A 12,559-nucleotide genomic window follows, 5' to 3' on the forward strand; every position below is an offset into this window, starting at 1 on the left:
ACATTCGATATTCAGAGGAATTGAGACATGGCTGCCAAAGACGTCAAGTTCGGCCCCTCCGCGCGCGAAAAGCTGCTGCGTGGCGTCGACATCCTGGCCGACGCCGTGAAGGTCACGCTGGGTCCGAAGGGCCGCAACGTCGTGATCGAGAAGTCCTTCGGCGCTCCGCGCATCACGAAGGACGGCGTGTCGGTCGCCAAGGAAATCGAACTGTCCGACAAGTTCGAGAACATGGGCGCCCAGATGGTCCGCGAGGTCGCCTCGAAGACCAACGACCTGGCCGGTGACGGCACCACCACCGCGACCGTGCTGGCCCAGGCCATCGTCCGCGAAGGCGTGACCAAGGTCGCCGCTGGCCTGAACCCGATGGACCTGAAGCGCGGCATCGACATCGCCGTCGCCACTGTCGTCGCCGACATCCAGGCCCGCGCCAAGAAGGTCACGACCAACGACGAGATCGCCCAGGTCGGCACCATCTCCGCCAACGGCGAAGTCGAAATCGGCAAGATGATCGCCCAGGCGATGGAGCGCGTCGGCAACGAGGGCGTCATCACGGTGGAAGAGGCCAAGAGCCTGGACACCGAGCTGGACGTCGTCGAGGGCATGCAGTTCGACCGCGGCTACCTGTCGCCGTACTTCATCACCAACGCCGACAAGATGATCGCGGACCTCGAAAACCCGTTCATCCTGCTGCACGAGAAGAAGCTGTCGGGCCTCCAGCCGCTGCTGCCGGTCCTCGAGGCCGTCGTGCAGTCGTCGCGTCCGCTGCTGATCATCGCCGAGGACATCGAGGGCGAGGCCCTGGCCACCCTCGTCGTCAACAAGCTGCGCGGCGGCCTGAAGATCGCCGCCGTCAAGGCCCCGGGCTTCGGCGATCGCCGCAAGGCGATGCTGGAGGACATGGCCATCCTGACCGGCGGCCAGGTCATCTCGGAAGACCTCGGCATCAAGCTCGAGAACGTCACGCTCGACATGCTGGGCACCGCCAAGAAGGTCGTGATCTCCAAGGAGACCACCACGATCGTCGACGGCGCCGGCGAGAAGGCCGACATCGAGGCCCGTTGCGGCCAGATCCGCGCCCAGGCCGAGGAGACCACCTCGGACTACGACCGCGAGAAGCTGCAGGAGCGTCTGGCCAAGCTGGCCGGCGGCGTCGCGGTCATCCGCGTCGGCGGTGCGACCGAGGTCGAGGTGAAGGAGCGCAAGGACCGCGTTGACGACGCCATGCACGCCACCCGCGCCGCGGTGGAAGAGGGTGTTGTCGCCGGTGGCGGTTCGGCCCTGCTGTATGCCGGCAAGGCGCTGGACAAGCTGGTTCCGGTCAACGACGAGCAGCGCGTCGGCATCGACATCATCCGCCGCGCCCTCCAGGCTCCGGTCCGTCAGATCGCCTACAACGCGGGCACCGACGGCTCGATCGTGGTCGGCAAGCTGCTGGACCAGAACGACCCCAACTACGGCTACGACGCCCAGAAGGGTGAGTTCACCGATCTGGTCGCCGCCGGCATCATCGATCCGGTGAAGGTGGTTCGCACCGCCCTGCAGGATGCGGCCTCGATCGCCGGTCTGCTGATCACCACCGAGGCGATGATCGCCGAGAAGCCGGAGAAGAAGGCTGCTCCGGGCGGCATGCCGGGCGGCATGGGCGGCATGGACGACATGGGCTTCTGATAGCCCGTCCGTTCCCCCCGTCTTGCGGTTCGCCGCCTGACGGTTCGGAAAGGGGCGCCTCCGCAGGGAGGCGCCCTTCTTCTTTTGGTCGGGCGCAGCGGCGGAGCCGGCGACGCGACGGTTCGCACATCCGCGGCGAGCCCGAAAAGTCAAGGTGAACTCCGCCTTGCTTTGGGGCGGGCGCCTCCCAATAATCCGCCCCTCTTGCCGGGCTCCCTCCATTTGGGGGCCGGCCTCTGTCTTCCGTATTTTTTTGAACGAGGGCCTGTTCCATGCGCTCCTTCGAGGGCCAGCATTCCGACAACGTCGCCATCAAGCGCACCCGCGAGCAGAAGCAGCGTCAGCTGGTCCAGCTCAAGGAGCAGCTGGCGACGCTGAAAGCCCACGCGGCCCCCGCCATTCGTGAAGCGCTGGTCAAGCGCATCGCCGAACTCGACGCCGAACTGCGCCAGCCCGCCAAGCCGCCCCGCGAGGGCCGGGAAGGTCGCGAGGACGCGCCGCGTCCCCCTCGCCGTGAATCCCGGCCCAGCGTCTTCCGTGCCGATGACGGCGGCAGCGAGCGCAGTGCCGCGGCCGCCGCGGCCGAGGTCTTCGCCTCGCCGCGCCGTCGCAGCTGAGGACGCACCGAACCATGCCCTCCGACCGCGCCGCTCCCGCCAAAGGATTCCGCCTCGCCGATCAGGCCTGGTTGCTGATGATGTTGCCGCCGCTGTTCTGGGCAGGCAACGCGGTGCTGGGGCGCGCGGTCGCCGGGTCTGTCCCGCCCATCGGGTTGGCGTTCTGGCGTTGGTTCCTGGGCATGCTGATCGTGCTTCCCTTCGCCTGGCCGCATCTGCGCCACGATGTGACGCCGATCCTGGCGCGCTGGAAAAGCGTGTTGCTGCTGGGTACGCTCGGCATCGGCATCTACAACACCTTCCAATACATCGCGCTCAACACGACGACCGCGCTGAACTGCGTGATGCTGCAGTCGTCGATGCCCGTGATGATCGTCCTGATGAGCCTCGTCCTGTTCCGCGACAAGGTCGGGGCGATGCAGGGGCTTGGCATCGTCGTGTCGCTGGTGGGGGCGATGACGCTGATCTCCCACGGCGACCCGGCGACCCTGCTGGGGTTCGAACTGAACACGGGCGATGTCTGGATGCTGGCGGCGGTGGTGATCTACGCCGCCTACACCACGCTGTTGGGCCGGCGGCCGGCGATCCATGGCTTGAGCTTCGTCGTCGTCACCTTCGCCATCGGCGCGGTGGAACTGCTGCCCTTCTACATATGGGAAAGTCTGAGCGGCCATCCGGTGCAGGCCAGCGGACTCACGCTGCTGGCAGTCGGCTACACCGTGCTGTTCCCGTCCATCGCCGCCTATCTCTGCTTCAACCGGGCGGTGGAGTTGCTCGGAGCCAACACGGCGGGCCTCGCCATCCATCTGGTGCCGGTCTTCGGCAGCTTGCTGGCGATCCTGTTCCTGGGCGAACAACTGCACATCTATCACGGCATCGGCATCGCCCTGATCGCCGCCGGTATCCTCCTGGCGACCCGCCGCCGGGCCTGACAGGCCGGTTTCTGCACATGAGTCGGGATGGCGGAAAGCAGAGGAATGAAAAACCAAAGAGCGAGTTTTTTCTTTCCATGATCGTGAAATAATATATCAACTTAGATATCGTTTTCATTCTGCCAGAACAAAGCGCCAAACATCGTCGATTGAATTGATCTAAAGGGTTTTCGATTCGCAAAAATACTTTTGCAATTCGCCAAATGGTTTCGCAATTTGCTGCATGGTGGTCATCTGGCTTGATTTATTGCGGAGTTCTTCGCGCGGATACTATCCCCGATATCCCTTTAGACAGCGCCGCTATCCCTCGCGCCTGCGGCGGTCAATAGGGAATGACCGCTAAAATGCGTGGCATGGCGGCGGTTCGGTCACGGATCGGTCGCCATAAGGAGCCGGCGCTGTTCGCCGGCCCGCTGTGGTGGAGGTCCCCAGATGCCCCTGCAAATGTCCATGCCCGTTTCCACACAATCCGCCTGCCTCGTCCATATCGTCGACGGCGACCTGCTATCCCGCAGCACGCTCGCGCGGGCGCTGGGCGCAGTTGGCGTCGCCTGCCGCGTCCACAGCACCGGCGCCGATGCGCTGGCCGTGCTGGGCACCGCGTCCTCCTGTCTCGTCGTGCGCAACGACCTGCCCGACATGACCGCCATCGAGTTCATGGCCGAAGCCTCGCTGCATGGCCATGACCTGCCGGTGCTGGTCGTTACCGAACAGGGTGACGTCGATGCCGCGGTGGCCGCGATGAAGGCCGGGGCGACGGATTGCATCGCCTCTCCCTTCGCCGTCCCTGCCTTCCTGGAGCGGCTGCGCGCCTGCCTGTCCGACGGCAGCCCCCAAGCCGAACAGCGCGACCGCAGCCGCGATGCCGTCCGTCGGCTGACCCTGCTGAGCCGCCGCGAGTCGGAGGTTCTCGAACTGATCGTCGAAGGCAAGCAGAGCAAGACCATCGCCTGGGAACTCGGCATCAGCATCAAGACGGTGGAAGTCCACCGCGCCCGCATCATGGAAAAGACCGGGAGCCGGTCCATCGTCGGGCTTGGTCGCCTGTGGGAAGCTGCGGAGATGCTGCGCGGGCGCGAGATGCCGAGGCCACCGATGGTCCGCCGGCCGGCGATGATGGAAGCCGTCGCATCCTGACATCGCTCGGGACGTGGAACCTTCCAGTATGCGATGTTGCAGGGACTATCTCGTTGAAAAGTGACGTCGGCCGAGTCCTTATCATTGGGTTCGGCCGGCAGAGAATTGTAAAGTTCCGGAAAAGAGCAACCGGAACGCGGACAGGAGCGGCCAGATGTTCCCCGACCATGGTCACCGTCGCATTGCCGTGGCGTCGCCCGGTGATATCGCCACGGCACGACGAATTGCGGAGGAACGGGCCGATGGAGTCCTGGCTGCGGATGAGGCGGCCCGGTTGGACGGCCTCGTCGCGGCACTTGCCGGTCATGCGCTGGGCCGCCCCGACGGGACGCTGTTGATTGCCCGCATGCGCAGCGGGGCCGGGATCGAGTGCCTGGCCTACGACCGCGATCCCGACACGACCGACCTGCCGGCAGCCACACCCAGCACGCCGGGCACCGGGCTTGAAGCCGTGCGGGCGCTTGCTGACCGCTTCCACATCCACGTCACGCCGGGTATAGGGTCGGCGCTGCTTGCCCGTGTGCTGCGGCCCGGTGCGACCGATGCGCCGCCGGCCGATGCCATGGCGCAGGTTGGTGCGGTGACCATCGAACGGACCGGCGGCGAGGCCGCGCGGTGCGGCCCCTTCATCGACCATTGGTTCGTCGGCTGTGCTCCCGCCCGCGGGCAGGACGGTCCCTGCGGAATCGCGCTGCTGATCGATGGCGATGCGGTGGCTGGCGATAAGGTGCTTGGCGATGCTGCGGTCGACGGCAAGGCTGCCGGCGAAGGGACCGCAACCGGGACCGGGAACGGCGGGGAACCGGCCACGGCGATGACCCCGGCCGTGGTCCGGCAGGTGGAGGCGGTTGTCGCCGCGACGGTCCCCGGCCTGCCGGCACCGATGGTGGTCAACGCCATCCGCCGCGACCTGATGGGGCGACCGGAACTCGGGCTTTCCCATGACCGGGAACTCACTCGGATCGGCCGCAGCGCCCTTGCGGTCCTGCGGTTCGACGGGACGGCGGTGGACTATACCGCGCTCGGCACCCTGGCCGGCGCCATCGTGCGCCGGCAGGAGATCCTGGCGCTCGGTGCCCGCTGGGCAATGGTCGGTTTCAACCCGCAGGCACCCGCCTCGGTCCATCTGTTGTGGAGGCCGGGCGAACATGTGGTTCTGCATACCGCCGGCTGTGCCCGGTTGCCCGCCCTGTTCATCCACCGCGATCTGCACGAGGTCGAGCCGACGCTGGCGGCGCTCGTCCTGCTGCGCGATGGCGTGGTGCGAGAAGACGATCATACCGTCCTGGTGCTGCGCAACCGCATCGACCGCGTGTCCGCCTCCGCCGGTTGACCTCGGATCAGCGCCAGCCCCGCGGACCATGGGGGCCGCCATGTCCCCAGCCATGGTGGTGATTTCGGCCGCGCCAGCCGCGGTCGCCTCTCCATCCATCGCCCCGCCATCCATTGCCATACCACCCGTTATCGCGCCATGTCCGATAGGGGTAGCGCGGCTGCACCACCACCGGCGGCGGCACCGCATAGACTGTCGGCGGCGGCACCAGCACCGGCTCCCCATAAGCGGGATAGTAGGGATCATAGGCGACGCAGCCCGACAGTGCGGCGCCGGCCGCGGCCAGGAGCAGGGCGGTCAGAATGGCGGGGCGGCTGGTGCTCATGGCCTTCGACTTCCTGGCTGGCGGACGGCGGAAACGCTCATCGGTAGAAACACCCCAGCCCGCCCGGCTATTCCATACCCCTTTGGTGCCATCTGGTCGGCGCGCCGATTCATCATCAATCGGGATGGATGAAACAAGAACTATGAATTTCAAAAATCCAGACGATGGCGTCATCCTGTGCTTCGACTTCCTCGAAATCGCGAAGGCGAAGCCATCATGAAAGCCATCGGTTACCGCAAATCCCTGCCCATCGCCGACATCGACTCGCTGGTCGACGTCGAGATCGACCGCCCGGTCCCCGTAGGCCGCGACCTGCTGGTCCGGGTGGAGGCTGTGTCGGTCAACCCGGTCGACACCAAGCTGCGCCGCAACGCCGCGCCGGCCGACGGCGCATTGCGCGTCCTGGGCTTCGACGCCGCCGGCGTGGTCGAGGCGGTCGGTCCCGACGCGACCCTGTTCCGTCCCGGCGACGCGGTGTTCTATGCCGGCAGCATCGACCGTCCCGGCACCAATGCCGAGTTCCATCTGGTGGATGAGCGCATCGTCGGCGCCCGCCCGGCCAGCCTCAACGTCGCCGAGGCCGCCGCCCTGCCGCTGACCGCCATCACCGCGTGGGAGATGCTGTTCCACCGCCTGGGCCTGCCGCTGGATGCCAGTGACCGGAAGGGGGGCGAGGGCAGGTCGCTGCTGATCGTCGGCGGGGCCGGCGGCGTCGGCTCCATCGCCATCCAGTTGGCCCGGCGGCTGACCGGGGTCCGCGTGCTGGCCACCGCGTCGCGCCCCGAGACGGCCGATTGGGTGCGAGAGCTGGGCGCCCATGACGTGATCGACCACAGCCGCCCGATGGCGGATCAGGTGAAGGCGCTGGGCGTGGCGGGGGTCGATTATGTCTTCTCCACCACCGCGACCGACCGTCATTTCCTGGATCTGGTCGAACTGGTGGCGCCGCAGGGCCGCATCGGCCTGATCGACGATCCGGAGCCGATCGACATCCGCGTGCTGAAGCGCAAGAGCGTTTCGCTCCATTGGGAGCTGATGTTCACCCGGCCGCTCTACCAGACCGCCGACATGATCGCCCAGCACGAGTTGCTGAACGAGGTGTCGCGGCTGGTCGATGCCGGCATCCTGCGCACCACCCTGACCGAAACCCTCGGCCGCATCGACGCCGCCACCCTGCGCAAGGCCCATGCCCTGATCGAGTCGGGCAAGGCCCGCGGCAAGGTCGTGCTGGAAGGCTTCTGACCGGTCGTCCGGTTCGACCGCTTGGGTCAGGCCGCGTCCCGCGTTCCGCCCGCCAGCGCAAGCGGCGGGCGGAGCGGGCGCATCGCCGACAGGCTGTCGAGGATGAAGCCGACCAGCGGTTCGGCGAGGCGGCGGTTGCGCGGCGTCTCGCCGAAGATCGCCATTTCGACGTCGCCCAGTTCGGGCAGCCCGTCCTCCACCCCCAGCCGCCGCACCCCTTCCGGTACCGACGACTCGCTGAGCACCGCGACTCCCAGCCCGGCGCGGACGGCGGCCTGCACCCCCATGACGCTGCCGCTGGTGTAGACCACCCGCCACGCCCGCCCGGCCTCGCCCAGGGCTGCCAGGCCGCGGTTGCGGAAGACGCAGGGTGCCGGCAGGGTGCAGAAGGGCAGGGAGCCTTCGGTGGGGATCTCCAGCCCGGGGGATGCCACCCAGCGCATCGGCTCGGTCCAGATGCCGCGGCCCCGGCTGTCCCCGGCATCGCGGCGGGAGATGACGAGGTCGAGTTCGCCGCCGTCCAGCGCCGTCACCAGATCGCGGCACAGGCCGACCCGCACATCGATGTGCAGGCGCGGGTGCAGCTTGGCGAAGCGGCCCAGCACATGGGGCAGATGGTCGGTCAGGAAATATTCCGCCACGCCCAGCCGCAAGTCGCCTTCCGCCGCCGGCTCGGCGAAGCGGCGCACCGTCTCGTCGTTCAGGTCCAGCAGGCGGCGGGCATAGCCCATCAGCAACTCGCCGTCATGGGTGAGCGCCAGCGACCGGCTGGTGCGCTCGAACACCCTGCGGCCCAGAAGATCCTCCAGCTTCTTGATCTTCACGCTGATCGCCGACTGGGTGCGGCCCAACCGCTCGGCCGCCGCGGTGAAGCCGCCGGCATCCGCCACGGTGACGAAGGCACGGAGCGCGTCGATCTCCAGATCGGGCAATGACACGGTGAAGCATTCCGGATGTCGATTGATTTTCATAATCCTATCGCATACCGTTATGGATGGCCAGTGGCCCATTGGGACAAGCGTCGGCCGGACTGTTGAATTGGGGCGAGGGCGTTCTCATTGTCACGCCTCCGGGCCTTGCGGCCCGGATGCCGGATGAACCTTGGAGAGACACGCCCGATGACTCGTTCCTTCGCACCGGCCGGCAACCTGGTCCTTGCATTGGCCGCCGCGGCGCTGCTCGCCGGCTGCCAGATGCCGGGCTTCACGCCGCCGCCGACCCAGACCGCCGCCCTGCCGCCGCCGGCACTCCCCAAGCCGCCGCCGGAGACACGCGGCATCTGGATCGTCGGCAGTTCGGCCCTGCGAGGCTCCATCGAACAGGCGGCGGCCAAATTCGACGGCGGCCCCGACAGCAAGCCGCATCTCGACGCCCGTGGCACTGCCGCCGGCTTCCGCGCCTTCTGTGCCGGGGTGGGGCTGGACCATCCCGATATGGTGGCATCCGACCGTCCGATCGCCGCCGCCGAATACCAGCGCTGCCGCAGCGGCGGCATCGCATTGACCGAATACGGCTTCGGTCCGAAGCGCTTCGTCTACGTGAAGGACTCCCACATGATGGCGGTCCCCGGGGTGAGCGAGTTCGTCGACAGCTGGGGCCGGAGGGGCAAGCCGGTGAGCGCCCCCACCGCCGGAAGCTGACGGCCGCTCAGCCGGCGGCGAACAGCCCGCCGGGCTCGGGGGCATCCGCCGCATCGTCGGCGTTCGGGTCGCCCAGCGCGGTTTCCCATCCCAAGGCGGGCAGACCGATGGCGCGGGTGTTGCCCAGGCCGCTGCGGCTGGCGATGAAGCCGCGCTGTTCCATGTAGGTCAGCAGGCGCCGGCCGCGCCCCTTTGACCGGCTGCCGCAGGTGCGCGCCACGTCGGCGTCGGACGGGCATGGGGCATGGTCGAGCGCCGCGCGGGCCAACAGCAGGAAGACCGGCTGGATGTCCTCCGCCAGCGTGGCGGCGACCTCGGTCGCGCGCTGCCAAGCGGGATCGTCGCCGCTGCCGGTTCCGGCGCGGGCGGTGGCCAGCCGGCGGCGGAAGGCGGAGAGGGTCAGCCGGTCGCCATCCACCCCATGGCTGCGGCAGCGCACCAGGAAATCCTGGTACAGCACGGCCAGCGAGCGGTAGGACGCCTCCGGGTCGGCCAGCACCTCGGCCAGCACCGCTTCATAGTGCGCCTCGCGCTCGGCCTCCTGTTCGGGCGTTTCCTCTGGTTCCGGCGGCGGCAGGACCGGCGCTTCGGCGGCGATATTGGCGGTATCGGTGGAGGACGGCGGCGGAGCGGCGGTGCGTCCGCGCGCCAGCTGCGCCATCAGGTCGGCGCTGGCCGAGGTGGAGGGGCGGCGCACCGGGTAGCGCGGCGGCTCCGGCTCGGTCGCGGTGAAGATCAGGTCGCGCGCATCCTCCGTCGGGGTGGCCGGTGGCGGCATCAGCTTGGGGCTGCCGGTGCGGCCCTGGGTCTCTACCGCGCCGATGCGCAGCGGCAGCGGCCGGCGCGACAGGGCGGGGCCGAGTGCGATGAAATGCCCGCGCTCCAGGTCGCGGAACATCTCCGCCTGCCGGCGCTCCATGCCCAGCAGGTCGGCGGCGCGCGCCATGTCGATGTCGAGGAAGGTACGGCCCATCAGGAAATTGGAGGCCTCGGCCGCGACGTTCTTGGCCAGCTTGGCCAGCCGCTGGGTGGCGATCACCCCGGCCAGCCCGCGCTTGCGCCCGCGGCACATCAGGTTGGTCATGGCGCCGAGCGAGACCTTGCGCGCCTCGTCCGACACCTCGCCGGCGGCCGAGGGGGCGAACAGCTGCGCCTCGTCCACCACCACCAGCATCGGATACCAGAAATCGCGGTCGGCATCGAACAGCCCGCCCAGGAAAGCGGCGGCGTGGCGCATCTGCATCTCCGCATCCAGCCCCTCCAGGTTCAGGACGACGGAGACGCGGTGCTGGCGCACGCGGGCGGCGACCGACTGCAACGCCGCCTCGCTGTGTTCGTCCGCCTCAACCACCACATGGCCGAACCGCTGGGCCAGTGTCACGAAGTCGCCTTCCGGGTCGATGATCGCCTGCTGCACCCATTGGGCGCTCTGTTCGATCAGCCGGCGCAGCAGGTGCGACTTGCCGGAGCCGGAATTGCCCTGCACCAGCAGGCGGGTCGCCAGCAACTCCTCCAGGTCGAGCGTCGCGGCGCCGCCCGCATTGGTCGCCCCCATGTCGATGCCGACCTTCATTCCGCCTGTCTCCCGCTGACCCGAACCGCTTCCAATTCCCACAAGGGGGGACTTCCTATAGCTCAGGCGGGCGCGGCGATACGAGGATTCGATTCGGGGCGCGGGACACCGTGGCTCGTGTGGTCATGAAAACGCAAACAAGCTCTGTTACAAAAGAGTGCCGGTCTCATGCGGGATCGGCGCTGGCGGACTGACCGATGACTGTGCTGACGACCACCAAAGCCGGACGGCCGGAAACGGATCGGCCAGACACCCATGGCGTAAGCCGGGACGCGGCGCGGTCCGGGGCCGGCATCGGTGCGGAATTCGACTGGGCCTCGGCGGTCGCCGCCCTGCGCTATGCCTTCCAGCCCATCGTCCAGTTGCGGTCCGGCCGTTGCCATGGCTACGAGGCGTTGTTGCGCGGGTTCGAGCGCACCGGTTTCACCACCGCAGCCGAACTGCTGGACGAGGCCGAGACCGCCGGCATGCTGGCGACGGTGGAAACCGCGCTGCACGCCAAGGCGGTCGCCGCCTATCGCGCGCTGGCCGGCTGGAGCGAGGCGAAGCTGTTCCTGAACCTGGATGCAAGGCTGATCGGCCGGGCCGACTCGCCCTGGATCGGACGCGATCCGGCGACGTCCCGCAACAGCGGCATCGTGCTGGAACTGTCGGAAAACCGCCCTGTTGCCGCCGGCGTCGCGATGGATGCGGCGGTGGAGCGTTACCGGCAGAGCGGGGCCTGCATCGCCATCGACGATTTCGGCGTCGGCCATTCCGGCCTGCGCACCCTGTACGAAGCGCGGCCGGACTATGTGAAGATCGACCGCTTCTTCATCGCCGGCATCGATGCCGATGCGCGCAAGCGGGCGCTGGTGTCGGCGCTGGCCGGCCACGCCCATGCGCTGGGCATCCAGATCGTGGCGGAGGGGGTGGAGACCGTTACTGAATTCTACACCTGCCGCGATCTCGGCTGCGACTTCGCCCAGGGCTTCCTGATCGCCCGGCCGCGGGTGGATTTGACCGGGTTGCCCAACCGCTATCCCATCGTCGAGGAACTCAACCGCCGCGACCGCCGCCAACCAAGCGAGTCGCACCGCCGCCTGTCGGAGGTGATCGAGCGGCTGCCGCCGCTGCGCGGCGATTCGCGCAAGACCGAGTTGCTGGATTATTTCCGCGGCGACGGCAGCGCGTCCATCGTCCCCATTGTCGACGAGCATGACCGGCCGTTGGGCCTGATCCGCGAGCGCGACCTGAAGCGCTTCGTCTATTCGCGCTTCGGCGGCGAGCTGCTGCGCAACCGCGGCCTGGGCGACCGGCTGGACGATCTGGTCATCCGCTCGCCGGTCTGCGACATCTCCACCCCGCTGGACCGGGTGATCGAGGCCTTCTCCGCCGAATCCGCCGCTGACGGCATCGTGATCGTGGAGGGCGGGGCCTATGCCGGCGTGCTGTCGGGCGGCGCGCTGCTGCGGCTGGTGCATGAACGCAACCTGGCGATGGCGACCGACCAGAACCCGCTGACCCGGCTGCCCGGCAATGCCGCCATCCAGCGCCATATCGAAGCGGCGCTGGCCGATGACGGGCGCGGCCATGTGCTGGCCTATCTCGACTTCGACAACTTCAAGCCGTTCAACGACAATTTCGGCTTCCGCCAGGGCGACCGCGCCATCCTGATGTTCAGCGAGCGGCTGAAGGCCTGGGCCGGCAGCGCCGGGGCCGCCATCGATGCCGACGCCTTCGCCGGCCATATCGGCGGCGACGATTTCTTCCTGGGCGTCAGCGGCGGCGAGGAGGTCGAGGTGCTGGCCCGGCTGGCCGAATTGCTGGCGCTGTTCCGGTCCGACGCCGAAAGCCTCTATGACGCGGAAACGCGGGTGAGCGGCGGTTTCCTTGCCAAGGACCGCTATGGCGCCGTCCGCCGATTCCCCCTGCTGGCCGCCAGCGGCGTCGCCGTGGTGATCCCTCCGGGCCGTCCCCTCGATGGCAAGGGCGGCAGCCTGACCCCCGATGCGGTCAACGCCGCCATCGCCGACCACAAGGCCGCCGCCAAGGGGGCGGAGGACAAGCTCTGCGTCGTGCGGCTGGCCTGAGCCCCTGCTGAGCTTCT

The 12,559-nt window shown here is 68.1% G+C and carries 11 protein-coding genes; 8 read left to right on the forward strand and 3 right to left on the reverse strand.

Annotation, left to right across the window (positions count from 1 at the left end; genetic code table 11):
- Positions 1 to 27: 27 nt before the first annotated feature.
- The 5 genes from groL to AL072_RS05755 all read left to right on the forward strand — a co-directional run bounded on the left by groL (position 28) and on the right by AL072_RS05755 (position 5,690).
- Positions 28 to 1,671: a chaperonin GroEL gene (groL, locus tag AL072_RS05735; RefSeq protein WP_045581145.1), complete on the forward strand. Its 1,644-nt coding sequence runs from the start codon at positions 28 to 30 to the stop codon at positions 1,669 to 1,671.
- Between the two features lie 272 nt (positions 1,672 to 1,943).
- Positions 1,944 to 2,288: a hypothetical protein gene (locus AL072_RS05740; RefSeq protein ID WP_045581144.1), complete on the forward strand. Its 345-nt coding sequence runs from the start codon at positions 1,944 to 1,946 to the stop codon at positions 2,286 to 2,288.
- 14 nt (positions 2,289 to 2,302) lie between these two features.
- Positions 2,303 to 3,220, forward strand: coding sequence for a DMT family transporter (locus AL072_RS05745; RefSeq protein ID WP_045581143.1), 918 nt, complete (start codon positions 2,303 to 2,305; stop codon positions 3,218 to 3,220).
- A 450-nt stretch (positions 3,221 to 3,670) separates the two neighbouring features.
- On the forward strand, positions 3,671 to 4,357 hold the full coding sequence (locus AL072_RS05750) for a response regulator transcription factor (protein WP_245636778.1): 687 nt from the start codon (positions 3,671 to 3,673) through the stop codon (positions 4,355 to 4,357).
- 154 nt (positions 4,358 to 4,511) lie between these two features.
- Positions 4,512 to 5,690 carry an ATP-binding protein gene (locus tag AL072_RS05755; protein ID WP_045581141.1) on the forward strand — a complete coding sequence of 393 codons (1,179 nt, stop codon included), beginning with the start codon at positions 4,512 to 4,514 and terminating at the stop codon, positions 5,688 to 5,690.
- A 7-nt stretch (positions 5,691 to 5,697) separates the two neighbouring features.
- On the opposite strand, the gene AL072_RS35275 is transcribed toward AL072_RS05755, so the two are convergent.
- Complete coding sequence (locus tag AL072_RS35275) at positions 5,698 to 6,015, reverse strand: hypothetical protein (protein WP_045581140.1); 318 nt, start codon at positions 6,013 to 6,015, stop codon at positions 5,698 to 5,700.
- 216 nt (positions 6,016 to 6,231) lie between these two features.
- On the opposite strand from AL072_RS35275, the gene AL072_RS05765 reads away from it, so the two are divergent.
- Positions 6,232 to 7,257 (forward strand): zinc-binding alcohol dehydrogenase family protein, encoded by a 1,026-nt coding sequence (locus AL072_RS05765; RefSeq protein WP_045581139.1) that lies wholly within the window; start codon positions 6,232 to 6,234, stop codon positions 7,255 to 7,257.
- Positions 7,258 to 7,283: 26 nt separating this feature from the next.
- Here the strand turns inward: AL072_RS05765 and AL072_RS05770 are convergent, their stop codons facing one another.
- Entirely contained in the window at positions 7,284 to 8,195 is a 912-nt protein-coding gene (locus tag AL072_RS05770; protein ID WP_052710032.1) for a LysR substrate-binding domain-containing protein, read from the reverse strand.
- Between the two features lie 180 nt (positions 8,196 to 8,375).
- Between AL072_RS05770 and AL072_RS05775 the strand changes: the two genes are divergently transcribed.
- Positions 8,376 to 8,897, forward strand: coding sequence for a substrate-binding domain-containing protein (locus AL072_RS05775; RefSeq protein ID WP_045581137.1), 522 nt, complete (start codon positions 8,376 to 8,378; stop codon positions 8,895 to 8,897).
- A gap of 7 nt (positions 8,898 to 8,904) precedes the next feature.
- Here the strand turns inward: AL072_RS05775 and AL072_RS05780 are convergent, their stop codons facing one another.
- Positions 8,905 to 10,470 (reverse strand): helicase HerA domain-containing protein, encoded by a 1,566-nt coding sequence (locus AL072_RS05780; protein WP_045581136.1) that lies wholly within the window; start codon positions 10,468 to 10,470, stop codon positions 8,905 to 8,907.
- Between the two features lie 197 nt (positions 10,471 to 10,667).
- Between AL072_RS05780 and AL072_RS05785 the strand changes: the two genes are divergently transcribed.
- The gene (locus AL072_RS05785; RefSeq protein ID WP_045581135.1) at positions 10,668 to 12,542 is read left to right on the forward strand and encodes a GGDEF domain-containing protein; all 1,875 of its coding nucleotides are present in this window, start codon (positions 10,668 to 10,670) and stop codon (positions 12,540 to 12,542) included.
- The last annotated feature ends 17 nt before the right edge of the window (positions 12,543 to 12,559 follow it).

Origin of the sequence: Azospirillum thiophilum (assembly GCF_001305595.1) — a bacterium.
GTDB lineage: Bacteria > Pseudomonadota > Alphaproteobacteria > Azospirillales > Azospirillaceae > Azospirillum > Azospirillum thiophilum.